This is a genomic window from Treponema primitia, assembly GCF_046533075.1.
Taxonomy (GTDB): domain Bacteria; phylum Spirochaetota; class Spirochaetia; order Treponematales; family Breznakiellaceae; genus Termitinema; species Termitinema primitia_B.
In genome coordinates this window covers 22,650-46,127 of the sequence record NZ_JAJQRB010000057.1, presented here as the reverse complement: position 1 = coordinate 46,127, position 23,478 = coordinate 22,650, and the positions used below count along the sequence as shown (strand labels likewise).

The window sequence follows — 23,478 nt, the reverse complement described above, 5'->3', positions numbered from 1 at the left end:
CCATGAAAAAGACCTTGTCCCTAAGCCTCCCGATATTCCTTATACTGATAGCCTCCCTGGGGGCGGAGGAAAACTTTACCGGCGACGGCGGCCGGGGGGTACGGCTGGCGGTGTTGGCCCCGGATGGCCGGAATTTTGCCGCAGAGGACGCCTGGCTGCCCATCTTTGTTCAGGGGGTGCTGAACGACGACTTTAACAAGTGCTCCGCCATGACTATCATTGACCGTCAGAACATGGACAGGGTTTTGAACGAGCAGAATCTGTCCGCCGGGGGAAATTTTTCCGACCAGGACTATATCAAGATCGGGAACCTGACCAACGCCGCTTATATTTTGGCGGGGACCATATTAAAGATGCCCGGCAACCAGTTTGATCTGCAATTGGCTATAACCCATGCGGAAACCGGGGAGCGCCGCGCCAGTTTCCGTAAGACCGCCCCGGCGGTGTTACTGCGCCAGGCAAGTCTTATCCACGAGGCTTCGGCGGACCTGCTGACCCAGGTGGGGGTACGCCTGAGCGCCGCGGGCAGGCAGGCCCTGAGCGGCGGGGACAGCCCTTCCGCCCAGGCCGAGGAAGCCCTGGCCCGGGGCATAGCCGCCCAGCAGAGCGGCGCCGTGGCGGAGGCGTTGACCTACTACCACGAAGCTGCGGCCTTTAACCCCGGCCTGTCGGAGGCGGCGGGGCGGCTCAACATCCTTTCCGCCCGGGTGAACAGCGGTAATATGGGACAGAATATCCAGAACGACATAGAAAACCGCCGGGCCTGGCTTGCGGTCCTCAAGGAATGCGCCGGCTTTTACAATACCCACCGGCCTTACGAGATACTCTACGATCCCAGGATTACCCAGGTAGGCCAGGTGGATTACACCAGGGAGACCGCCAATTTTTCTTTTGAGGCGGCCCTGTACCCGGTGGAAGCGGGATTTAAGGCCCTGAACGAGATCCTTGCCGGTCTGGACAAAACGGGCAAGCGTTCCGCCTGGGGCTTCAACGGCTGGCCCTTTTTCGATGTCCAGCCCCAGGACCCCGCTACCCTGGTATTCAGCGGCAACCGGGCCCCGGCCTTTACGGTGCGGGCCGCCCTGGTAAACGACAAGGGCAAGACCATTGCCGACACCAGCGCCGTCCTGACCAGCGGCGCCATCGCCTTTAGCGCCGGGGGCCGCAGCGTCCCGGTTCCGGCTATTGCCACGTATACCTTCCCCTTCAGAAACGTCAATGCCAATGACCTGACTTCTGTGATGACCGTGCGTATCGTAAGCGTGAACAACATCGCTGCCGAAACCGCCGGGGAAAACGGGTATGTCAGGATAGCCTCCCAGTTGGCGGAGCGGCGGCGCTACGATGCGGAACAGGCGCGGCTAAGGGCGGAGGAGCAGCGGTTTATTGCGTCCTCCACCACGGAAAACAACAATACCGGGCTGACCATTACCGGTTACACCGGGGCGCTGACGACTATTGCCATACCGGCGGCTATCAATGGGCGCCCGGTTACCAGTATCGGAGAAAAGGCATTTAGTGAGAAGGGATTAACCGGCGTTACCATACCCAATAGCGTTACTTCTATTGGCCAGTCTGCATTTTACTCCAATCAATTAACCAGCGTTACCATACCCAATAGTGTTACATCTATCGAGGGTGCGGCATTTTCCGGCAATCAATTAACCAGCGTTACCATACCCAATAGTGTTACTGCTATTGGGAAGAGGGCATTTGTGAGTAATAAATTAACCAGCGTTACCATACCCAATAGCGTTACTTCTATTGAGATGGGGGCATTTGTGAGTAATAAATTAACCAGCGTTACCATACCCAATAGCGTTACTTCTATTGGCCAGTCTGCATTTTCCGACAATCAATTAACCAGCGTTACCATACCCAATAGCGTTACTTCTATTGGCGAGCGTGCATTTTCCGACAATCAATTAACCAGCGTTACCATACCCAATAGCGTTACTTCTATTGGGAAGGAGGCATTTTACTCCAATCAATTAACCAGCATTACCATACCCAATAGCGTTACTTCTATTGGCCAGTATGCATTTTACTCCAATCAATTAACCAGCGTTACCATACCCCAAAATGTCACTTTGGAAAGAGCACCACGACGAGAACGGCGGTGGAAGTGGCAAAAGGCTTGGGACAGATTTGTCGTCTACTATAACGGCGGTGGGAGAAAGGCCGCCGGAACCTACGTGGACACTAACGGCAAAGGCAGATGGCGCAGACAGCAGTAGGGGCAGCGGGCAGAAGACGGTGACTATCACCCTGCCCGGAGCTTTGCCGGACCGTATTTTCCGGGCCTGTTCTATATAAAATCAGAAACAGAAGCCTGTTCTATAATGCATCTCCGCAACAATTCTGTAACCGCTGTATGGGCGCCATAAAGCCCGAACAGGCCGGTATGGGAACCAGCCGCATCACGCTCAAAATAGACCTCATCGCACAAAATGGTCATTAGGCGCTAAGCGCATGGTTGTGGGTCAACTCCAAAAGTAATTCGTTGTTGTTGTTTTTTTTTAAATTTTGCAGTGTCGTTGAAATAGTAAAGATAGTAGCGTTTTTCTTGAGGCCCTCAAACAGGATTTTATCCGCTGAAAAGGGAATAATTGAAATGACGGTGTAATCATCGTAATTATGCCATTCCGCAATGGCCCGCCCTGAATCATCAACACCGATGTCCGGGGTCTTATCAAATTTCAGATGTTCAAAGACTTCCGAAAGGACATTTTTCGTTACCTCAAACAACTCTTTATCCTGATCATCTTCCAGAACACCGGCTAAATAAGCGAATCTTTTATCAAAAGCACTCATACCTAAACCTTCTCCATTAAAAATACTCCAAAACAAGGCCGGTGTAAAGTACAATATATATTGATGGGATCTGCTGTAGTGTTTACAATCCCTTGGGGGCGCCCAGGATTTCCGCCCAAACAATTCCCTGCTGCAAAGGCGGCAGGGAACGGATGCGGCTTAACGCACCGCTTTTTCGGGGAACACCGCCGGAAGTACCGCTATCAGCGGCAGCGGCTTCGGGAGCGCTGGGTTTCGGGGCAGTAACGTCAGACGCCGGTACTTCCGCCTGCCGGGCCTCCGGCTGGGATGGAGACTGAAGCCATGCCGGGATCTCCCCGGATACCGATACGGCGGAAGTTACCGAAAGGGCTGTGAATACCGAAGCAGGATTTGTGTCCGCAGGAACCTTCGTTGAAAGCACCGCAGAAAGCTTCGCTGAAAGTTCCCCGGGCTTAGGCGTTGCAGCCGGGGCTGGTTTTGGGGTCTCCTCGTCTACCGATAAGCTCCAGGCGGAAAACTCCTCCTCATCGTCGTTATCCGCTTGCGGCGCTTGCCGGACTTTTTGTTCCGCCCCTTCTACGGTAACGGAACTGGAGGGGTCCCGGTATTCATCTTCCCAGGGATGAAAACCACGGTCGGTTTTTTGCGGGGAAGCGGTCCGGAACGGCTGCGAGGCCTCCTCCGGTTTCCGGGTTTGGTCACGGTTACGGGCTTTGCGCCGAACCGTCGCTAGTATCCGGGCCCCACCAACAACGATAAGAATAAGGATGGGTAGGAATGATCCAAAGTTTTCCACGCACTACTTCTCGCTGGAAGCGGAGCCTATGGAGGATCGCATATCCGTATCGGCCTGGACATTCTTGAGCCGGTAATAGTCCATGATGCCCAGATGGCCCTGTTTAAAGGCTTCGGCAATGGCCAGGGGGATCTCCGCTTCCGCAAGGACTACCTTGGCGCGGTTTTCCTGGACCAGGGCTATCATTTCCTGCTCCCGGGCCTGGGCTGCGGCGCGGCGCTTTTCCGCCTCCGCCTGGAAACGGCGCTTGTCCGCTTCCGCCTGGTCAGCCTGGAGCTTGGCCCCCACGTTTTCACCCACGTCGATATCCGCAATATCAATGGAGAGGATCTCGAAGGCGGTGCCCGCATCAAGCCCCTTGTCCAGAACCCGCTTAGAAATAGTGTCGGGGTTTTCCAGCACCGTCTTGTAGGATTCGGAAGAACCGATGGTGGTAACAATACCCTCACCTACCCGGGCGATAATAGTTTCCTCGGTGGCGCCGCCGACCAGACGTTCAAGGTTAGCCCGTACCGTTACCCGGGCTTTGACCTGGAGCTGTATGCCGTCCTTGGCCACCGCATCAATGGTATGCTTCCCCTTGCTTGTATCGGGACAGTCGATCACCTTGGGGTTAACGCTGGTCCGTACCGCTTCCAGCACATCCCGGCCCGCCAGATCGATGGCAGCCGCCCGCTGGAAAGGCAGGGGTATATTGGCTTTATTGGCCGCCACCAGGGCGCGGCTAACTTTAATAACATCCCCACGGGCAAGGAAGTGGGTTTCCAGCATATCAGAATCCACCTCTATCCCCGCCTTGGTAAGCATGATACGGGAATCCACGATAATCCCGGCGTTTACGTGCCGCAGCCACATACCGATGAGCTTCCCCAGCCCAACATAGGCTCCGGAAAGGAGGGACCGGAACCACAGCCCGAAGAAGCGGAAAAACAGAAACAGGAACCCAAGGGCGAATAAACCGACGATAATCAGAAGAATAAGATAGGGCATGGCTAACTCCTTTATTCAATAATACTACATTTAGAGCCCCAGGACTATACCAATAACACCGGCAGCGGCGATATAAACGATGGGATGCTTCTTCAAAAGCTTAATAAGCAGGAATATCACCGCAAAAAGAATACATTCCCGCCAACGGAACATTGCGGTCCAGGCTTCGGCGGTAGGGTTATACAGGGAGATTGCAAGAGCCCCCAATGCGGCGGCGGAAAGAAGCCCCGCTCCGGCGGGACGAAAGCCGGAAAACAGGGAGTCCACAACTTTGTTTTCCTTAAAAGCATTGAGGATCCGGGCAACGATGATGATAATGATGATAGAAGGGCTTATGAGCCCAAGCGCCGAAATCAGGCCCCCGGGTATGCCGGCGTACTGAAACCCCGTATAGGCCGAAAGGCTTACCCCGATAGCCCCCGGCAGGGACTGGGCCACCGCCAGCATATCCCCAATCTTTTCCGCACTAAGCCAATCATACTTGTCCGCCATTTCGTAGAGGAAGGGCAGGGTTGCGTATCCCCCGCCAATCGAAAAAAGGCCTATCTTGAAAAACTGCACAAAGAGGAAAAGTAATTTCACTTGCCTTCCCCCGTTTTTGGCCGGAACACCAACAATCCCAGCAGCCCGGCGGCAATAACCAGCAGCACCGGGGAGACGCTCCAAACAAAGGAAAGGGCAAAGGCGATGATATATATCACCAGGGACTTCCAGTTTTTGAATACCCCCTTCACCATCTTGATCACCGTGTCCAGGATCAGCGCCCCAACCGCAACCCGTATACCCGTAAAGGCGTGCTGCACCGCGGGAAGATCCGCGAAGCTGCTCAGGCAGATAGCAATAATACTGATAAAGACAACGCCGGGTAGCACAAAACCAATGGTGGCAAGGGCGCCCCCCAGTGGACCCTTTCGCTTATACCCGATGAAGGTAGAAAGATTCACCGCGATGATGCCGGGGGTCACCTGGGCGATGGTGTAATAATCCATCACCTCGTCTATGGTGGTCCAGCCTTTCTTTTTTATAAGCTCCCGTTCCACCACGGGGATCATGGCATATCCCCCGCCGAAGGTGAGCACCCCAAGCTTGAGAAAGATTAAGAACAGATCAAAATACTCTTTCATGATATATATTAGTCTTTCTTCGGCTGTACCACCGAGAGGTGCAGTTCATCAAGCTGTTTCTGATCAACCTCGCTGGGGCAGTTATCCATGGGGCTTACCGCAAAGGAATTTTTCGGAAAGGCGATAACCTCCTTGATGGAGGTCTCCCCGGCCATGAGCATCACCAGCCGGTCCAGCCCGGGGGCTATACCGCCGTGGGGCGGAGCGCCGTACTTGAAAGCCTGGGTAAGAAAACCGAATTTCTGTTCCGCCTCGGCGGGATCAAAGCCAACAATGCTGAAGATCCGCTTTTGCAATTCCGGATCGTGGATACGGATGGAGCCTGAAGCAAGTTCATAACCGTTAAGGACCAGATCGTAGAGGTCCCCCTTAACCGAACCGGGGTCCTGTTCCAGGGTAGCATGGTACCGATCCTGTGGCCAGGAAAACATGTGGTGGGCGGCCTCCCACCGGTTTTCCTCCTCGTTGAATTCAAAGAGGGGGAAATCCACTATCCAGGCAAATTCAAAACGCGGTTTCCCGTCAGGCCCGGGACCGGTAAGCCCTAAATCCCGGCCAAGTTTGGAACGAACCGCCCCCAGGGCGATATTGGCAACCTTCCGCTGGGAATCGGCAACCAGGAGCAGGAGGTCCCCGGGTTTCGCCCCAAGGCCGGCGCAGATCTTCTGCGCGCTCTCCCCAAAAAACTTTGCTACCCCGCCCTCCAGGGTAGCAGCGGCCTCCGTTCCGGTAACCTTCATCCAGGCCAATCCCTTAGCCTTGTAGATCTTCGCCTGGGCTTCCAGCTCTTCGATCTGTTTTCGTGAGTAATCGGCCTTGCCGGGAACGACCAGCACCTTCACTCCGCCGCCTGCGAGGCTTACCCCCTTGGCGGCTGCGGCGGCCTTATCAGTCTCGCCGGCGGCCAGGGCATCCTTAAAGGCCTGGAAACCGCCATCGGCAACATAGGGGCCGAAGTCCTGCATCGTCATAGCAAAGCGGAGGTCGGGCTTGTCGGACCCGTAGCGTTCCAGGGCATCCTCATAGCTGAGACGCGTGAATTGGGGGGGAAGTTCCCTGTCCAGGGTTTTTTTAAATACATGGCCCATGAGCCCTTCGGTCATGGCGAGGATGTCATCCCGGCCTACGAAGGACATTTCGATATCAATCTGGGTAAATTCGGGCTGGCGATCCCCCCGGGCGTCCTCGTCACGGTAGCACCGGGCAATCTGGAAGTACTTGTCGAAGCCCCCAACCATGAGTATCTGCTTGTAGAGCTGGGGCGACTGGGGCAGGGCGTAGAATTTGCCCGGGTATAAACGGGAAGGAACCAGGTAATCCCGTGCCCCCTCGGGGGTTGATTTGATGAAGGTGGGGGTCTCGATCTCGTAGAAGCCCTGGCCGATCATCCATTCCCGTACCGCAAAGGCCGCATCGTTTCGCAGCTTTATCCGCCGCTGCATCCCCGCGGACCGGAGATCCAGGTAGCGGTAACTCAGGCGCAGTTCCTCCTTGGCTTCCGATTCCTCGTCAACCTGGAAGGGGAGCACCTCGGACCGGTTCAGGATGAGCAGCTTCTTGGCAACCACTTCGATCTCGCCGGTGGGCATGTCGGGGTTTATCATCGTATCGGGCCGGGAACGGACGGTACCCTCCACGGCAATGCAGAACTCGTTCCGCAGCTCCGCGGTCAGGGCGCTTAATTCCGCGGGGGCGTCCGAATCGACCACCACCTGGCTTATGCCGTACCGGTCCCGGAGGTTGATGAAAGAAATACCTCCATGATCCCGTTTCCGGTGTACCCAGCCGTTTAAGACTACCGTTTTTCCTGTGTCGGCTTTCCGGAGGGCGCCGCAGGTTGTTGTACGCTTCATTATTTCCATAGAATGACTATAGCTAGGGGGAGGGGGCGTGACAAGGGCGGGGATATCTCTTATGGGAAGGCAAGCACGGGAGCCGGGCATATCGGAAAAACGCCGGTGGGGTGGGGAAGCCACAGCGCGGGATGCTTGTGGAGTCTGCTTCCGCAGCCCCGCTGCGCGGGTCTACTACAGCAGGGAATTCCAAATATCCCGCACTGTGGCTTCCCCACCCCACCGGCGCCTGTGCGATTGGACTGTGGTTGGGTTTAACTAAGTTTCGGCGCAGTGCCATGGAACCAGGGGCGCCTAACTAAGTGGGGGCGCGGGGGCTATTCTCCCCATCCTGCTTGGCCCAAAAAAGGTGACTGTCACCGGTTTCCAGTTTCTTGGCCGCGCCCCCTTACCGCATTATTCCCGGTTCCTGTCCCAGATGAGGGCGGGATCGATGTGCCTGATGTCCGGGGAACTGGTTACCGCCATGGCCCATTTGAGTTCGTGGGTTATTTCTTCGACCAGTTTGCGGACCCCCTGGGCCCCTTCTTTTTTGAGGGGACCCATGATAATCCGGCCTATGGAAACGGCGCTGGCGCCCAGGGCCAGGGCTTTAAAGGCGTCCATACCCCGGTCTATGCTGCAATCCACAAAAATCGGAATTTGCCCCCGGATGATCCTGGCTATACGCGGCAGGATGCGCAGGGGCGGCAGGGCATAGTCCACCATGCCGTGGTGATGGGAAACCACGATGCCCCCCACCCCTGCGTCCAGGCACTTGTAGGCATCCTGTTCGCTTAATACCCCCTTGATGATAAAGGGCAGTTTAGTGGCCTTAACAAAACTCCGGATCTCCTCCAGGGTTTTGGGCTTCATGGGTTTGCCCCCCGCAGTATACCATTCGTCTTTGCCCCCGAACTGGTGGTCTATATCCATTCCTACCGCGATACAGCCGCATTTTTCCGCATGTTCAATTTTTTTGAAAATTTCCCTGTTGTCCTCCAGGGGCTTGATGATCTTGACGGTTCTGGCGCCGGTGGCAGTTATTTCCTCCAGTTCCGTATATTCCCCAATTCCCGCCCACATGAGGGCCCCTGCGGCCTTCATTCCCCGGGCAGATTCCGCCATCCCCTTGGGCATTACCTGGTCCAGATGAGAAAGGGCGGCAAACATTATAGGGGTTTCAAAGGTTTCCCCGTACAATTCCAGTTTGGTAGAAGGCTCCACGGCGTCGATATGCCGCATTTCAACCAAAAGGGAATCCAGATAGTCCCGGGTAATCCTGGTGGAATCCCCGGCGTTTATGGTCTCTCCCATAATCTCCTCCTTAAGCGTCGTTTTGAATGGTTTCAAAATATCAGATTTTAGAACCGGCTCTATTATATACCAGGTTTGTAACTAAGTGAATTCTACTTGCGTGCTCGACCGGGGATGCCCATCCCTCCGCCCGTTTTTGCCAAACCGCCTGTCTGCTCTTCCCTCTGCGTCCGTGTGGTCCGTGGTTAAATTCCTCATTCCCTCATTTTTTTTCTTCCGGACTCAAGCAAATTACCCCCTTCGCCCCCTAACACGGGAGGAGGCGCCCAATGGCAAAAGCCAAAAACAAAATCTTTGACGAGGTCTTCAAGGCCCTGATGCAGCTTTCGGACCTTGCGGTTATAAGCTTCATCAATGCCCTGTTCGACACCACCCACCCCCCGGACAGCCAAGTAATCCGGCGGAACACCGAGTTTCCCAAACGGGGCGGGGGTAAATTGTTCACCGACATGGTAATCACCATTGTCAGCCCCGGCAGCCAGGACACCGGGACCTATCTCATCGAATGTCAGATAGACGATGACGACACCATGGCCTTCCGGGTCTTTGAATACGCCTTCGCCTACGGCAAACAGGACCTGCAAAAACAGGACGGCATCATCACCCTCCGTTTCCCCCAGGTCCGGGTAATTTACCTGGAACCCACCCCCCATACCCCGGACGTACAAACTCTGCGCCTGGAGTTTCCCGACGGCCACTGGGATTACCCGGTAAAGACCATCAAAGTCCTGGACCACAGCATTCCGGAACTGATGGACCGGAACCTGGGCTTGCTGCTCCCCTTCTACGTCCTCAAGATCCGCAAGCGCCTGCACCAGACAAAAAACCCTGCCAAGCGGCAGCAACTGGCGGAAGAACTAACGGCCATCAACAAAGAACTGGCCGCAGCGTTCAAACGCAGCGAGGCCGAGGGAAGCATCACCGACGCGGATCGCCAGAAATTGTTTGATATGACCGAACAGTTGTACGATCATTTATACTTGGGATATACTGAATTCAAGGAGGCCCATATGGTATTGGATTTAACCCGGCTCGAAAAAATAGACGCCCTGTATGATGAACTGAAAACCGCCAGGGAGGAAAAGCAGGAAGCCCTACGCCGGGCGGAGCAGGAAAAGCAGGAGATGGCCCGTAGAATTCGGGAGTTGGAAGAACAACTTTCCCGGAAGGGTTAGAAAAACACCTGAATTCAAGGAGGCTCGTGGTGACGGTCACCTTGCAGCCTCTTCTTTGCCCGTGAGGTCCGTAGTTATTCCTATTTAGCCGGGCCTTCTTCGTAGCTTTTGTACAGGAAGCGGCGTATCTTCTGCTGGGCGTTTTTTTCAAAGGGCTCCCGGCGAAGGGTAAAATTACTTATCTTTTTGTATCCCGGCAGGCTGCGGTTCACATCGCCTATTTCGGCCTTCACCAAACCGTGAATAAAGCTGTCGTCCAGTGCCTTATCCGGATAGTCCTGCCCCAGGGCTTCCAGGTTGGGAACCACCACGGCGAAAATCTCCTCCCCCCCATAGTCCGGTTCTCTCCGGCCCAGCACCAGGATCTCGGCGACAACCCGGGAACCGTCGAAGTGGGCTTCAACTTCCTCGGGGTAGATATTCTTGCCGCCGGAGCTGACAATGAGGTTCTTCTTCCTGCCGTTGATGTAAATAAAACCCCGCTCGTCGATGAAGCCCAGGTCCCCGGTTTTAAGGTACCCATCCTGGGTAAAGGTCTCCGCAGTGGCTTCGGGGTTATCGTAGTAGCCAAGCATGAGGGAGGGGGATTTTACCGCAATCTCCCCGATACCCTCTTCGTTTTTATTGATGATCTTCACTTCCGTATGCATTACCGGCAGACCCACAGAAACATTATTCTTATGCCAGGGGGTGTTCACACTGATCAGGGGGCTGTTCTCGCTCATACCGTAACCGTGAACCATGTTAAAGCCGAAGGAGTCGAAAAAGTCCGCCGTTTTAGGGTTCAGTGGGCCGCCGCCGGCAACCATTATCCGGATGGATGCAAGCCCCGTCTTTTTGCGGATAAATTTAAAGACCCGCTGGCCAAATTGATAGTTACCCTTATTCGCTTCCGCCAGGGCCAGCTTCCGCAGGGGTTCCAGGATTGCCCGCAAAATAGACGGCAAAGCCTGGTAGCCCTGCTGTATCCCCGCCTTCACCTTGTCGTAGAGCAGGGGCACCGCGATGAGGAAGGTTCCCCCGGCTTCGCGGATATCGTCGATGACCACCTTCCCCACCAGCTTGTCCACAATAATGGTGGCGGCCCCTACGGAAAGGGGGGAAATAAAAGAACAGGTGGTAGGATAGGTATGGTGCAGGGGGAGTACATTGACGAAAACATCCGAGGGATAGGCCCGCAGAGAACGGATTGCGGCGCTTGAATTGGCGATAATCCCCCTATGGCTCAGGGTAACCCCCTTGGCAAATCCGGTAGTGCCGGAGGTAAAGACGATGGACACCGGATCGTTTCCGGCAATAGCCTCCGCCTTCGGGAGCATCTGATCACCGGCCTCGGCGCCAAAGGCTTCGAAAAAATTTTCCCCCTCCTGGCTGATACACACAGCAGCCTTGATGGAGAATCCTTGATCCCCGCCCCGGGCAAGGAGCTCCGTTGCATAGTCCCGCTTATGGCCGGAATAAAAAAAGGCCCTCGCATTGGTAATTTTCAGGATATTGGAACACTCCGCTTCGGAGAGGAGAAAGTCTATGGGCACGATAACCAGCCCCGCCACCGCTGCGCCAAGCCAGACGGCGATCCACTCGGGCCGGTTTTCCGACCAGAGTGCAACCCGGTCACCCTTGACCAGCCCCGCAGTCAGGAGTCCCCGGCCTATACGTCGGCTTTCCGCAGCCAGCCGGGCAAAGGACCATTTGGTAAATTCCCTCTGCTTGCCGGAGCGGTAAAAAATAGCGGTCTTACTATCCCAGCGCGCGGACAGATCCTCAAGCCACGCAGAAAAGTTGGGATAGGGCATGTCCGGCCAATCAGCGATATAGTCTTCAGGTTTAAGCATCTTATTTAATCCAGGGAACCCAGGCGGAACCCGTGTTTCCCGCTCTTTTTAACTTCGTACATGGCCATGTCCGCAGCGTGAATAATCTCGTCCGCCGTTTTGTCCCCCAGAGGAACCGCTCCTGCACTGATCCCGCAATAAACCGAATTGCCATCGATCCGCCATTCCCTGGCAAAACGCTTCAACAACAACTCCCGGATACGATCAAGATCCTCCGCCGACTTATTCGCAGCCACAATAACAAATTCATCCCCGCCATAACGGTAGGGAATTATTCCCAGGATTGTACTTTTATCCAGCAGGAAATGACCTATTTGCCGCAGCAGGGCATCCCCCACCAGATGACCGAAGGAATCGTTTGCCTTTTTGAAATCATCCAGATCGATGAATATCAAATAACCCCGTTCCGCCTCGTTGTCCGGATTAGCCAGGCACTTGTTCAAATCCTCCACCAGCTTTCCCCGGTTCGGCAGGGAAGTCAGGGCATCACATTCCGCCAAACGGCGTACCAGCATCTCGTTATACTTATTCTCCGTAATATTGATACTACTCACCACATGGGCAAGCCTGCCGTCCACCCATTTGATGGCAGCGTTCACCATCCTGAACCATGAACCGTCGGAAGGGCGCTGCAAGTCCCAGGTATAGGCCTGGGTAGGGTTCCCCATATCATCTACTAACTTATTCTTGGGACAAAAATCGCATTCACCCTTTTTTGTGGGGTAGAGAACCTCCCAGCAAGGCGTCCCCAGCAGCTTTTCCACCCCGCCCCGGGGAGCGGCCAGGGATTCGTTGATAAAGAGGAGTTCGTGGGTATAGAAATCGTTGACATACATATCAACCCCGGCCTTATCAATCATGTTCCGCAGGGACGAATAGGCGTATTCCAGCCGTTTCTGGTAGACCCGCATCTTGATATGCCCCGCAAGCACCGAAAGTACTGCGTCGGCATCAACGATTCCCCGTTTGGTCAGCCGTACAGGATGCCGCCTATCCAGCAGACCGATAAGAGCGGTAAGTTCATTCTGTTCAATGATAACGGGAATCATAACCAGAGACTTAGCGGAAAACAGCTCAAGAAATTTTGCTCCAAGTTTGGTTTTTTTGGATCGTAGATAGACAATTTCCCCGAGCTTCCGGGTCAATTCCCCTATATCGTGTTCACTTAAATGTTCCGAGAGGACCATGGTTTCCGGCAACCCCGCCTCGGGAGCGCGGTAGTGCTCATAGAGATGAAACACCTTGGAGGGATCCACCTCATAGACAAATGCGCTGAAAAAACCGAAAAAATCGCAGGTATCCTTTAAAATTCCCGATATAGACTGATAGGGATCCTTGTAAGCGCTTAATTGTCTGAATATACGAACAAACAGATCCTTTTCTTGTTCCTGCGCCTGTTCCTGTTTGCCAACCTGTAAATCAAACTCCACCGACTTCTCCATATTACAAAATTTAGTGCCAATTATAGAACATTGTACCACATTTTAAAGAAAAAAACTAAACATTTTATTCCTTTCCTTAGGGTTTTTTTTCAAAAGCCTTCGGAATAACGGGTGACGGTGGACACGAAAAACATTCCGGCCTATAGTAACCCCATGTTCGGGTTCCTCATAAAAAAATCCTTCTATGATCTATGGGATAATATCTTCAAGGTAGTCCTTGTAAATCTGGTATTTCTTGCCTTTTTAACTGCGCTGATCCTTATTCTCCCCCTGCTTGAATCCGTTCCATTGCTCGCACTAGTATTCCTGGGACTCTCCATGCTTTGGTGTTTTGTCTATCTTGCCGCTGCGGCCTTAACCCTCAAAGCTGTATCGGATTATAGATCCTTTGGACTCGCCGACTTCTTCAAAAGCCTAAAGGCTGCCTGGCCCGCAGGTCTCCTATTAGGCATCATTTTCTTCCTGGGATTTCATTTAGTAACCTTGGGTATCCCCTTTTATTTCAATCTGGGTTCCTTTACGGGGCTGCTTCTGGGCAGCTTCCTCTTCTGGACCCTGCTGATAGGAATCCTGGCGCTGCAATTCTACTTCCCCATCCGTTCCCGGCTGGATACCAAATTCGCCAAAATTATCAAAAAATGTTTCCTCATCCTCTTTGATAATTCTTTTTTCTGCATCATGTCCGGTATCATCTCCCTGGTGATCCTGGCGCTATCCCTGCCCCTATTCCTGCTCCTCCCGGGTCCGGGGGGGATCCTCCTCTTTCTCGATGAAGCGCTACGGATCCGGCTCCTCAAATACGACTGGCTTGAAGCCAATCCCGGTGCGGACCGTCGGAAAATTCCCTGGGATGTTCTGCTCGTGGACGAACGTGAAAAAACCGGGAACCGAACCCTGAAGAGCTTGATATTTCCCTGGAAGGATTAGGACCCCCTATGGACCCCTGGTATGGTTACCGGGAACGCACTAAAACGAAGTATGGGGTCCTGCCAGCTGGGGAAAATATCAGGACCCCCCAAAGGGTCCCCCCGATATTTTCCCCACTGTCACCCCCTATAACTTTTTTGACAGTGCGTTCCCGAGCCGCTTAGGGGGGTCCATAGGGGGCCGGTGTTACGCAAGACTTATATAATACTATAAGCCAAAAAAAAACGCCGCATAAAGCGGCGTTAGATGAACAACTTTTACTTATTATTGTCCGACGATGGGGTCCAGGATACTACCGGGGCCGGAGCCGGGGCTGCCGGCTTGGCAGCGGGTTTCGGCGCAGCTTTCTTGGCAGCAACTTTCTTCACCGCAGGCTTTTTGGCCGGGGCTTTCTTCGCAGCAACCTTCTTTACCGCAGCCTTTTTGGCCGGGGCTTTCTTGGCAGCAACCTTCTTCACGGCCTTTTTAGCCGGAGCTTTCTTGGCAACAGCCTTTTTCGCGGCCTTTTTAGCCGGGGCTTTCTTCGCAGCGGCTTTCTTAGCCGGAGCTTTCGGGGCTACCTTTACGGCTTTGGAAACAGACTTAAGAACGGCAGCGTTCTTCTTGTCTGCGGCTAATTCCTTCAGCTCGTAGGCGGTCTGTAAATCAATCCAATATTCGGGGGTTTTCCCGAAAAACTTGGAAAGACGCTGTGCGAAGGGGACGCTGATCCGCAGCTTGTTGTTGATTAACAAACGGGCGGCGGAAGGGCTAATCTTGATTCCTTCTGCTAACTGGGTAATAGAAAGATTGTACGCGGCGGCCAGGGTCTTTACTACTTCCCCTGGTGTTTGGACGGCTTTTGCCATTTGGATACTCCTTAAAAATTGTTTGTTAGTATATATTATATCGGAGTAAAATTATTTAGTCAAGTATTTATACTTTCTAATTGTAAAAAAAGAAGCGATTAGAGAGTCTTTCTATCATTTAGTAATGCTGAAACGGTTTTTCGCCATATAGGCGCGGTAAATATTCTTAGGAATTCAAAGTTCTTCAAAGACCACTTCACCCTTCTGTACAAAAATGATAAAATCCTCAAATGCGTATTTCGATAGCCCAGATTAATTCAACCATCGGCGATTTTTTCGGCAACCGGGAAAAGATAGTGGCCTTTACCAAAAAAGCCCGGGAAGAGGAGCACGCCGATCTGGTCCTGTTTCCGGAACTGGCGGTTTGCGGGTATCCCCCCATGGACCTGCTGGATCAAGATAGCTTTGTGGAGATGAACATCCGCACCATGCACATGCTCCAGCGGGAACTACCCCCGGACATTGCGGTGGGCCTTGGTTTTGTGAACCGGAACCCCTATTCCCGGGGCAAGTCTCTGGTCAACGAATACGGCATCCTGTTTGAGGGGAAGCTGGCCTTTAAACAGCTAAAAACACTGCTCCCCACCTATGATGTATTTGATGAAGCCCGAAACTTTGAACCCAGCCGGGAATGGTCCGCCTTTGAGTACAAGGGTGAGCGTATAGGTTTTGCTATCTGCGAAGATGTGTGGCGGGAAACGGCTATCCCCGGTACTAACTATATCCGTGACCCCGTGCGTGAACTCCTGGATCGGGGGATCAGTCTACTCTGCGTACCCTCCGCATCCCCCTACATAGTGGGCAAGCTCAAGGTGCGCCGGGATCTGGCGGAGCGTATCGCAATCCGGGGTAATATCCCTCTGATCTACATCAATGCTGTAGGAGCTAACGATTCTATCCTCTTCGACGGCCGTTCCTTCGTGGTAGCTCCCACTGTGGAGGCCGCCAAATCCGCCTCGGTTAAAAACTACCCCGTACAGCTCAACGCAAAAGCCTTTGCGGAAGATTTAGTGACCTGGGATTCTGGGACCTCCGTAAGGAGGCCCCAGAATCCCTTGGAGAATGCTTCGCATTCTCCTGTCCAACTATCAACCCAGAACGACACGGAAGGCCCCTTTAACGTGGGACTTACCCGGTATGAACTGGATATGCTGGAAGAAGGTTTGGTGATGGGGATACGGGATTATATGGCCAAGTGCGGCTTTAAGCGGGCCCACCTGGGTCTGTCCGGGGGCATCGATTCCGCCCTGGTAGCCTACCTGGCTTTCAAGGCCATAGGCCGGGACAACATTGTCTGTTTCAGTATGCCCTCCCGTTTTTCCTCCCAGGGCTCCAAGGATGACGCCCGGGACTTAGCGGAAAACCTGGGCTGCCGCTACGAGGTACTTCCCATAGAGCCGGTATTCACCGGTTTCCTTTCCACCCTGGAGGGGGTCTTTGAAAACCGTCCTTTCGACATTGCCGAAGAAAATCTCCAGGCCCGTATACGGGGTTCCCTGCTTATGGCCTATTCCAATAAGTTTGACTCCATGCTCCTCACCACGGGAAACAAGAGCGAACTCGCCATGGGTTACTGTACCCTCTACGGCGACATGAACGGCGCCCTGGCGGTCATCGGCGACCTCTTCAAAACCGAAGTCTTCGCCCTCTGCAAGCGGATCAACGAGCGGTCCATCGCAGCCGGCGCCAAGGCGATCATCCCCGAAGCGATCATCACTAAACCCCCCTCAGCGGAACTGCGGCCCGACCAAAAAGACCAGGACAGCCTCCCCCCATACGAAGTATTAGACGGGATACTCAAACTCTACCTTTTCGATAACCTATCCAAGGACGAAATCGTCAAGCGGGGTTGGGAAGCGGAGCTGGTGGGCCGCATTATCCGTACCGTGGCCCGGTCGGAGTTCAAACGCCGCCAGGCGCCGCCGGTACTCAAGGTAAGCCCCCGGGCCTTTGGGATGGGCCGCAGAATGCCCATAGCGCGGGTCATATATGAAATATAGGGAAAGGAACTAAGGGTCCATCACCTGGATTGTGTTATTTCAATTTCTACGCCGTTCGGATCTATAATCAGCATGGTTTTTTTTCCGAGCTTTTCAACATAGGACGGTAAAACGGTAATTTTGGCGCCAAATTGCTGTCCCGCCTTATAAACCGCGTCTATATCATCAACCTCAAGCGCCAGGTGTCTCCAGATACCCAAACTGGTCTTAACCGTATCCAACACCGGCTGATCCGTTTTGTACCGTATTATCTCCAGCCTTGAATGGGGCAAACTATAATAGAAAAGTTCGTGATCCCCCATGTCTATGGGCGTCCCGTTCTTTGGAAGCCCAAGAACTTCTTCGTAAAAACGAAAAGTCCGCTCAGGATCTTTACAATTGATAGTAACATGGTCTATTGCTAATACTTTCATTTTATAATCATATCCTTTAATGCGGAACGATCCGAATTGATGTAAATAGCGGCGATCAGAACTATCCCAAAGACTATGTCCTGCCAATACGCATCTAACCCGATGACTTTGAGCGTGGATTGGAGAATGACCACCGTTATGACGCTTGGAAGAACATTTGCCACGGTCCCTTTGCCTCCCGCAAGAGAGGAGCCGCTCAACACAATAACCGCAATAGCTATCAAGGTCAGGCTATCTCCTACGGTTGGAGCGCTTGCACGCAGGCGCAGAGCGTAAAAAGCGCCCGAAATAGCGCTGCCCACACCTGAAAGCAGATAGGCGGTAATCTGGGCTTTGCCTATCTGTATCCCTGCCATACGCGCGGCGCCGACATTCACCCCGACCGCGTAAATGCTCTTGCCCATACTGGTAAAGCGTTCAATAAAAATAAAAATAACCCAGACCGCCAGAGCAAATACATAGGGGAGCGGAAATATGAACCAATTAATTCGTGACCAGTTGAAAATTGGCCAAAATTCAAGGGGAATACTTCGGCTGCTGCCGCCGGAAAGTATCAGGGCGGCGCACTTCCAAATACTTGTGGTACAGAGGGTAACGATAAAGGACGGCATTTTAAGCGAAGAAACCAGGACCCCATTCAACAGGCCGGCCAAAATGCCAATCAAAATGACCGCAAAAAATACGGCATTTCCCATTTGGCCGATATAGAGACCGACAAAAACGCAGGTACACGTACATATCGAACCGGTTGAAAGATCTATGCTGCCAGTCAGGATAACAAAAAAGAGCCCCATTGCCATAAAAAATATCGGCGTAGCCGAAGAAAGAATATTGATTAGATTCCGGACGGTCATAAAATTTTCGCTATAAAGGCTAAATACCAGCACGATTACCAGCATACCAAGCACAACAGAATATTTTGCGAAAATTTTCGACGCCGCATTGGCATATTTATTTTCTTTTATAAAAACACTTATCGGTGTGTTCATGTTTTTCCCGCCCTTCTTACATCATGTATTTTACAATATCAACCTGATCCGGCTTTGCCTCAGCAGAAGCTGGAAATTCTTTTTGCATAATCCCGTCTTTCATAACAAAGATCCTGCTTGAAAGGCCAATACATTCATCCAGAGTATCGCCCAGAAGAATGACCGATTTTCCCTCTTTTGTTATCTCCCGGACCGCTTTATAAAGATCTTCCTTCGCACCAATATCAACACCCCGAGTTGGGTGATTGAGGATCAGCACCTCACTACCACTGCCGATGACCCGCGAGAAAACTACCTTCTGGGCGTTTCCACCGGACAGGCGGTCAATTCTTTCCGTTATTCCCCGGCATTTTACCCCCATCTTATCCACCCAGTACGAGGCGATCCTGCTGACCCTTTTCCCCGAAAAAACACCATGGGTTGCTATTTTTGAAAAGCTTGAAATAATGATATTGTCACTTATCGGCATCATGCCAAGTATTCCTTCCATGCGGCGATCCCGTGGAATAGAAAGGATGCTTTTCCTGAGGGCCGCAGCGGGGGATTTCAACGATTTTATTTTTTTTCCCTTTACCGCTATGGTACCCGCCGTGTAAGGCTCATCGCCGCACAATACAGCACAGAGCTCTTCCTTGCCGGAACCTTCAACACCGCAAAGACCAAGCACTTCACCCTTTTTAAGATCAAACGTAACATCCTTAAAATAACCAAATTTGCCCAGATCCTTGACCGACAGGACAATCTCATCCGAAGGAACGGTCTGCTCGTTGATAAGATAATAGGTACCTGAAGTAACCCGGCCTACCATTCGTTCGTAAAGCATGTCGGTATCCGCATCTTTGGTATTCACCGATCCGACTTTTTTACCGTCCTTAAATATATAGATGCGGTCGGATATTTCCAATATTTCATCCAGACGATGGGACACAAAAATAACCGATACACCTTTTTCTGTGATATGACGTATCTCTTTGAAAAGCACTTCGATTTCATCGGCGGAAAGTACCGTGGTTGGTTCATCCAGCAAAAGAAGCGCCCCCGCCTCGCTTGAAAGTATTATAATATCCACTACTTTTGCTATTTCCACCATCTGCCGGGAAACAAAATTCAGATCATACACCTTTTTATTGGGTTGTATGTGTTTATCAATACCGATACGAGCCAGAACTGCCCTTGCATCGGCGTTCATTTTTCCCCAATTGATTAGCTTTCCCATGGAGTAGGGTTTTTCCCTGCCAAGATAAATATTCTGCGCCACCGTCAGGTTCAGAATGAGAGATTGTTCCTGAAACACCATGCCGACCCCTTGCCGGTTGGCATCAAGAACATTTTTCGCACCATAGGGCGATCCATTCATTTCTATTGTACCGGTTGAAGCCTGTTCAACCCCTGCAATAATTTTAAGGAGGGTGGATTTCCCTGCGCCGTTCTCCCCAATCAGGCCGATTACTTCTCCCCGATAAATATCCATATCTATGTTTTCAAGGACGTCTGTTGATCCATAGGTCTTGCCTATACCACGCATCTTAAACAGAATAGGATCATCTATGTTCGTGTTCATTTAACTATTACTCTCCGGTTTCGGGTAGCGGAAAGCGCAACGGCTATCAAAATGATGATACCCTGTATGGCCTGTTTGTAAGAAGCATCAACCCCCATAAGGGTCAGGTAATTAATCAATTCAGTATAGATCAGTACGCCAACAAGGGTTTGGAGCATACCGCCGATTCCCGGAGTTATCCCGCCAACGGTTACCGCCGCTATGGTCGGGAACAACATATTATCACCAATGCCCACAAGACCAAGCTTCAGCCGAACGGCCCCCATAATACCCGCAACACTGACCATGGCGGAGCAGAGCATGAATATCATGATTTTGACCCGCTCGATTTTGATTCCCGCAGTACGGGCACTGACTTCGTTATCCCCAATTGCATATACCGCCCGCCCGAAGGCAGTATAATTCAAAATAATGCATCCAATAAAAAAGACCGCAAAAGCAACAACCGTAATATTGGGGATGCCCAATATGGACCCTCTGGAAAAAGCAATGATCCCTTCACTTCTGATGCTGGGGGGTATTGAATTATAGCTCAGGATACCGAATCCGCGTACAATTACGCCAATGGCAAACGTAACCATAAATGAGGGGATATGCAGTTTTACATGGATAAGCCCATTGATAAAGCCCACAAAAATTCCAAACAGGAGGATGATTATTATAGAAAAAATCCCAAAACTGTTACCGTTCAGTGAATTCGGGACCATAAGTACAAATACTGCGCCGGAGAATCCCATGACCCCTTCCAGGGATAAATCGATTCCGCCAATCAGCAATACAAAGGTAAGACCCGTTGCTAATATGAGAGGCAAAGACATTTGAAACATCAGATTTAAAAGATTATCCCATGTCATAAAGCCTTGTACAAATATCATTGAAAACACAGTCATTACAACAAGTACTATGACGGGCGCGAATTTGCGAACAACGGCCCTTCTTGCATCATTTTTTATCTTCTGTACAAACTGTACCGCTACGGTATTACGTCCATCCGCGTGTACTGCCGTATTCTGCATCGCATCCTGCCTTTTATCGAATGCGGAGGGCAATACTGCCCTCCGCAGGATTCTTTACTAATCTGTTACTAAAGTTTCGGATTAGTTATTATACTGTCTACAGCAGCATCCAGGTTAGTATAATCATATTTCGGTACACTTTTAATGTAGTTTGTTATTATGCTATCCACATTATCCTTGGTTACCAGAATGGTTTTGGTATAAAACATGCGCCGTTTCTGATCCATGGCTTTAGGATCTATCCTGCCGGTCTTTGCCGCATAGGCATAGGATACGCCATAGCCGCCGGTAAGATACCCATCATAATAAACGGTACTAACCAGGGTGCCCTCTTTTACCGCATCAAGAGCAGCAGAAATACCATCAATACCGCATACCTTAACCTTTCCCGCAAGTCCCTTCTGCTTTAACGCTTCAATAGCGCCGAGGGCCATCGTATCGCCGGCGGAGAATATGGCGTCAATGGTCGTGCCTGCCGCCTGATACTTGGTAAGCCAGTTTTCCGTAACCGTCTGCGCCGCAGGGCCTGAAAAATCGCCAATCTGGGTATCCAGCAACGTAATATTCGGATATTCACTTAAGGCCCTTTTCAGCCCCAGGTTCCGTTTAAAGGAAGCGTCATTACCCTGAACCCCGTACAACTCCAGCACATTACCCTTTCCAGCTATGGAATCAAAGAGTGTTTTCGCAGCCAGGTATCCGTTTGCTTCGTCGTCCTGGGTCATAAATACCACCCATTTAGAATAATCCGTGGGGACTATGCTTGCTTCCTTGTTGAACAGGTTAACATAATAAACACCTTCCTGCTCACAGAGTGCCGCAATATTCGGGGTAATACCGATAGTAATCGGGTCAACCCACAGTATCCCGTTTGAACCATATTTGGCAACAAAATTTTGGATATTGTCCCATTGAACCGGCGCCTCCCTGCCGGTCATGATTACCAGTTCTGCTGATCCCGCAGGCAGACTGGCAACAAAAGCCTTGGCCCCAGCGGCCATGGTAGCCCATGCCTCGTTTTCCATCGAAACCATGCTGAAGCCAATGTACACCTTCTCATCGGACGAATCGCTTTTTCCTTTTGCGTTAGCTAAGGTTCCCGTCATGAGGAATGCCAATGCCAGCGCCATCATACACAATGCCTTTCTTCCCTTCATATTCCTTCCTTTGCGTTTAAAGCCCACACGGCTGTTATATACTGACCTGAAAATCATTCGGGACAGATTTGCACATCAAATATACCATCAGAACCGCTCTTTAGAGAGTACCTCAATAGTATTGTAAAACAGGATTGCACTCAGAATACCAACAGAAGGCATAATTTAGTCCCAAAATCACTTTTTATTCAGTTTATCACCTGATCATATTAACTGTCAATTATTTTCATAATTAATTTTATGCAGTATAATTTTATGAAATTTATTATCATTTTTTATATGTATCTGATAGGGTACCGGCTGGCAACTCTCCGTAGTTTGCTCCATACTGAGCCCGTGACGCCGCATCTCCGTATGGAGACGCCTAAATCCATTCCCATCGGCAAACAACCCGGAGGGTTGTATGAAACTTACCGTCCTTGGTTCCGGTACCTCCCACGGCATACCCGTAATCGGCTGCTCATGCCCGGTTTGCTGTTCCCCTGATCCCCGGGACAACCGTATGCGGGCTTCCCTGTTCATCCAGGGGGACAAGGGCGAGAAGGTGATCATCGACACGGGGCCGGAATTCCGGCTCCAGGCGCTGAGGGCGGGGATCAGCGCCCTGGATGCGGTGTTTCTGACCCATGCCCATGCGGATCATCTCCACGGACTGGACGATGTCCGGTCCTTAAGCTATGAACAAAAAATACCCATCTATGGGAACGCCAACACCATGGCGGAAATTGAGGAACGGTTCAGCTATGTCTTTAAAACCACCCAACGGGGAGGCGGGAAACCCCGTATCAGCCTAAACCCTGTGGAAAAGCCTGTGCAAATCGGCAGCCTTATCCTGACCCCCATACCGGTTAAGCATGGAGCGCTGGACATCCTGGGCTGGATGATACAGGAAAACGGGGACAAAGGTCCATTTGCGGTGTACCTGACTGATACCAGCGCCATCCCCCAGGAATCCCTGGATCTGATACGGGGCGCGGCGCTTCTTATCATTGACGGGCTGCGGGAACGAATCCACGAAACTCATTTCAGTTTTGAGCAGGCACTGAATGCGGGAGCGGAAATTCGGGCGCCAAGGGTGTACCTTACCCATATCTGCCACAGCCATTCCCACCGGGAAATTGAGGATTACTGTCGGCGCTATCGGGAAATACACAAGCTGGAAGAAACGGTTATGGGACCGGCCTACGACGGTATGGAACTGGCGCTAAAAAAAATCCGAAGAACCTTGCGAAGATAGGTTTTCCTGGGCATAATTAAAAT

General features: G+C 51.9%; 21 protein-coding genes. 6 read left to right on the top strand and 15 right to left on the bottom strand.

The features are described 5' to 3' along the window. Positions 1-2: 2 nt before the first annotated feature. On the top strand, positions 3-2,237 hold the full coding sequence (locus tag LQZ19_RS11895) for a leucine-rich repeat domain-containing protein (protein WP_411047885.1): 2,235 nt from the start codon (positions 3-5) through the stop codon (positions 2,235-2,237). Positions 2,238-2,457: 220 nt separating this feature from the next. On the opposite strand, the gene LQZ19_RS11890 is transcribed toward LQZ19_RS11895, so the two are convergent. From LQZ19_RS11890 to aspS, 6 genes are all read right to left on the bottom strand, one after another. Continuing rightward, entirely contained in the window at positions 2,458-2,814 is a 357-nt protein-coding gene (locus tag LQZ19_RS11890) for a hypothetical protein (RefSeq protein ID WP_411047884.1), read from the bottom strand. Between the two features lie 82 nt (positions 2,815-2,896). Further along, the gene (locus LQZ19_RS11885; RefSeq protein ID WP_411047883.1) at positions 2,897-3,592 is read right to left on the bottom strand and encodes a hypothetical protein; all 696 of its coding nucleotides are present in this window, start codon (positions 3,590-3,592) and stop codon (positions 2,897-2,899) included. Between the two features lie 3 nt (positions 3,593-3,595). Next, the gene (gene floA / locus LQZ19_RS11880; RefSeq protein ID WP_411047882.1) at positions 3,596-4,582 is read right to left on the bottom strand and encodes a flotillin-like protein FloA; all 987 of its coding nucleotides are present in this window, start codon (positions 4,580-4,582) and stop codon (positions 3,596-3,598) included. A 30-nt stretch (positions 4,583-4,612) separates the two neighbouring features. Then, a complete protein-coding gene (locus LQZ19_RS11875) occupies positions 4,613-5,164 on the bottom strand; it encodes a chromate transporter (protein WP_411047881.1) in 552 nt (183 codons plus the stop codon). Beyond that, entirely contained in the window at positions 5,161-5,706 is a 546-nt protein-coding gene (locus LQZ19_RS11870) for a chromate transporter (RefSeq protein WP_411047880.1), read from the bottom strand. The genes LQZ19_RS11875 and LQZ19_RS11870 overlap by 4 nt, the downstream gene beginning before the upstream one ends. A gap of 8 nt (positions 5,707-5,714) precedes the next feature. After that, positions 5,715-7,559 carry an aspartate--tRNA ligase gene (gene aspS / locus LQZ19_RS11865; protein WP_411047962.1) on the bottom strand — a complete coding sequence of 615 codons (1,845 nt, stop codon included), beginning with the start codon at positions 7,557-7,559 and terminating at the stop codon, positions 5,715-5,717. 61 nt (positions 7,560-7,620) lie between these two features. Between aspS and LQZ19_RS11860 the strand changes: the two genes are divergently transcribed. Continuing rightward, entirely contained in the window at positions 7,621-7,821 is a 201-nt protein-coding gene (locus tag LQZ19_RS11860) for a hypothetical protein (RefSeq protein ID WP_411047879.1), read from the top strand. Between the two features lie 134 nt (positions 7,822-7,955). Here the strand turns inward: LQZ19_RS11860 and LQZ19_RS11855 are convergent, their stop codons facing one another. Continuing rightward, positions 7,956-8,855, bottom strand: a complete 900-nt coding sequence (locus LQZ19_RS11855) for an alpha-hydroxy acid oxidase (RefSeq protein WP_411047878.1) — start codon at positions 8,853-8,855, stop codon at positions 7,956-7,958. Between the two features lie 269 nt (positions 8,856-9,124). On the opposite strand from LQZ19_RS11855, the gene LQZ19_RS11850 reads away from it, so the two are divergent. After that, positions 9,125-10,030 carry an RpnC/YadD family protein gene (locus LQZ19_RS11850; protein WP_411047877.1) on the top strand — a complete coding sequence of 302 codons (906 nt, stop codon included), beginning with the start codon at positions 9,125-9,127 and terminating at the stop codon, positions 10,028-10,030. An 80-nt stretch (positions 10,031-10,110) separates the two neighbouring features. On the opposite strand, the gene LQZ19_RS11845 is transcribed toward LQZ19_RS11850, so the two are convergent. Next, positions 10,111-11,865 carry an AMP-dependent synthetase/ligase gene (locus LQZ19_RS11845; RefSeq protein WP_411047876.1) on the bottom strand — a complete coding sequence of 585 codons (1,755 nt, stop codon included), beginning with the start codon at positions 11,863-11,865 and terminating at the stop codon, positions 10,111-10,113. 5 nt (positions 11,866-11,870) lie between these two features. Beyond that, on the bottom strand, positions 11,871-13,307 hold the full coding sequence (locus tag LQZ19_RS11840; RefSeq protein ID WP_411047875.1) for a GGDEF domain-containing protein: 1,437 nt from the start codon (positions 13,305-13,307) through the stop codon (positions 11,871-11,873). Positions 13,308-13,418: 111 nt separating this feature from the next. On the opposite strand from LQZ19_RS11840, the gene LQZ19_RS11835 reads away from it, so the two are divergent. Then, the gene (locus LQZ19_RS11835) at positions 13,419-14,234 is read left to right on the top strand and encodes a YesL family protein (RefSeq protein ID WP_411047874.1); all 816 of its coding nucleotides are present in this window, start codon (positions 13,419-13,421) and stop codon (positions 14,232-14,234) included. A gap of 257 nt (positions 14,235-14,491) precedes the next feature. Here the strand turns inward: LQZ19_RS11835 and LQZ19_RS11830 are convergent, their stop codons facing one another. Next, positions 14,492-15,082, bottom strand: a complete 591-nt coding sequence (locus LQZ19_RS11830; RefSeq protein ID WP_411047873.1) for a HigA family addiction module antitoxin — start codon at positions 15,080-15,082, stop codon at positions 14,492-14,494. Positions 15,083-15,312: 230 nt separating this feature from the next. On the opposite strand from LQZ19_RS11830, the gene LQZ19_RS11825 reads away from it, so the two are divergent. Continuing rightward, positions 15,313-17,082 (top strand): NAD+ synthase, encoded by a 1,770-nt coding sequence (locus tag LQZ19_RS11825; RefSeq protein ID WP_411047872.1) that lies wholly within the window; start codon positions 15,313-15,315, stop codon positions 17,080-17,082. A 20-nt stretch (positions 17,083-17,102) separates the two neighbouring features. On the opposite strand, the gene LQZ19_RS11820 is transcribed toward LQZ19_RS11825, so the two are convergent. The 5 genes from LQZ19_RS11820 to LQZ19_RS11800 all read right to left on the bottom strand — a co-directional run bounded on the left by LQZ19_RS11820 (position 17,103) and on the right by LQZ19_RS11800 (position 22,218). Further along, positions 17,103-17,495, bottom strand: a complete 393-nt coding sequence (locus LQZ19_RS11820) for a VOC family protein (RefSeq protein ID WP_411047871.1) — start codon at positions 17,493-17,495, stop codon at positions 17,103-17,105. Further along, positions 17,492-18,484: an ABC transporter permease gene (locus tag LQZ19_RS11815; protein ID WP_411047870.1), complete on the bottom strand. Its 993-nt coding sequence runs from the start codon at positions 18,482-18,484 to the stop codon at positions 17,492-17,494. The genes LQZ19_RS11820 and LQZ19_RS11815 overlap by 4 nt, the downstream gene beginning before the upstream one ends. 16 nt (positions 18,485-18,500) lie before the next feature. Then, complete coding sequence (locus LQZ19_RS11810; RefSeq protein ID WP_411047869.1) at positions 18,501-20,045, bottom strand: sugar ABC transporter ATP-binding protein; 1,545 nt, start codon at positions 20,043-20,045, stop codon at positions 18,501-18,503. Continuing rightward, positions 20,042-20,920, bottom strand: a complete 879-nt coding sequence (locus LQZ19_RS11805; protein WP_411047868.1) for an ABC transporter permease — start codon at positions 20,918-20,920, stop codon at positions 20,042-20,044. Before LQZ19_RS11805 ends, LQZ19_RS11810 begins: the two co-directional genes overlap by 4 nt. A 209-nt stretch (positions 20,921-21,129) precedes the next feature. Further along, entirely contained in the window at positions 21,130-22,218 is a 1,089-nt protein-coding gene (locus LQZ19_RS11800) for a sugar ABC transporter substrate-binding protein (RefSeq protein WP_411047867.1), read from the bottom strand. Positions 22,219-22,621: 403 nt separating this feature from the next. On the opposite strand from LQZ19_RS11800, the gene LQZ19_RS11795 reads away from it, so the two are divergent. Then, the gene (locus tag LQZ19_RS11795; protein WP_411047866.1) at positions 22,622-23,455 is read left to right on the top strand and encodes an MBL fold metallo-hydrolase; all 834 of its coding nucleotides are present in this window, start codon (positions 22,622-22,624) and stop codon (positions 23,453-23,455) included. Positions 23,456-23,478: the final 23 nt, after the last annotated feature.

What these genes read in the sequence shown, in the direction of transcription:
- LQZ19_RS11895 (WP_411047885.1), top strand. Translation starts at nt 3, where the DNA reads ATGAAAAAGACCTTGTCCCTAAGCCTCCCGATATTCCTTATACTGATA.
- LQZ19_RS11890 (WP_411047884.1), bottom strand. Translation starts at nt 2,814, where the DNA reads ATGAGTGCTTTTGATAAAAGATTCGCTTATTTAGCCGGTGTTCTGGAA.
- floA (WP_411047882.1), bottom strand. Translation starts at nt 4,582, where the DNA reads ATGCCCTATCTTATTCTTCTGATTATCGTCGGTTTATTCGCCCTTGGG.
- LQZ19_RS11870 (WP_411047880.1), bottom strand. Translation starts at nt 5,706, where the DNA reads ATGAAAGAGTATTTTGATCTGTTCTTAATCTTTCTCAAGCTTGGGGTG.
- aspS (WP_411047962.1), bottom strand. Translation starts at nt 7,559, where the DNA reads ATGAAGCGTACAACAACCTGCGGCGCCCTCCGGAAAGCCGACACAGGA.
- LQZ19_RS11860 (WP_411047879.1), top strand. Translation starts at nt 7,621, where the DNA reads ATGGGAAGGCAAGCACGGGAGCCGGGCATATCGGAAAAACGCCGGTGG.
- LQZ19_RS11855 (WP_411047878.1), bottom strand. Translation starts at nt 8,855, where the DNA reads ATGGGAGAGACCATAAACGCCGGGGATTCCACCAGGATTACCCGGGAC.
- LQZ19_RS11850 (WP_411047877.1), top strand. Translation starts at nt 9,125, where the DNA reads ATGGCAAAAGCCAAAAACAAAATCTTTGACGAGGTCTTCAAGGCCCTG.
- LQZ19_RS11845 (WP_411047876.1), bottom strand. Translation starts at nt 11,865, where the DNA reads ATGCTTAAACCTGAAGACTATATCGCTGATTGGCCGGACATGCCCTAT.
- LQZ19_RS11840 (WP_411047875.1), bottom strand. Translation starts at nt 13,307, where the DNA reads ATGGAGAAGTCGGTGGAGTTTGATTTACAGGTTGGCAAACAGGAACAG.
- LQZ19_RS11830 (WP_411047873.1), bottom strand. Translation starts at nt 15,082, where the DNA reads ATGGCAAAAGCCGTCCAAACACCAGGGGAAGTAGTAAAGACCCTGGCC.
- LQZ19_RS11825 (WP_411047872.1), top strand. Translation starts at nt 15,313, where the DNA reads ATGCGTATTTCGATAGCCCAGATTAATTCAACCATCGGCGATTTTTTC.
- LQZ19_RS11820 (WP_411047871.1), bottom strand. Translation starts at nt 17,495, where the DNA reads ATGAAAGTATTAGCAATAGACCATGTTACTATCAATTGTAAAGATCCT.
- LQZ19_RS11815 (WP_411047870.1), bottom strand. Translation starts at nt 18,484, where the DNA reads ATGAACACACCGATAAGTGTTTTTATAAAAGAAAATAAATATGCCAAT.
- LQZ19_RS11810 (WP_411047869.1), bottom strand. Translation starts at nt 20,045, where the DNA reads ATGAACACGAACATAGATGATCCTATTCTGTTTAAGATGCGTGGTATA.
- LQZ19_RS11805 (WP_411047868.1), bottom strand. Translation starts at nt 20,920, where the DNA reads ATGATATTTGTACAAGGCTTTATGACATGGGATAATCTTTTAAATCTG.
- LQZ19_RS11800 (WP_411047867.1), bottom strand. Translation starts at nt 22,218, where the DNA reads ATGAAGGGAAGAAAGGCATTGTGTATGATGGCGCTGGCATTGGCATTC.
- LQZ19_RS11795 (WP_411047866.1), top strand. Translation starts at nt 22,622, where the DNA reads ATGAAACTTACCGTCCTTGGTTCCGGTACCTCCCACGGCATACCCGTA.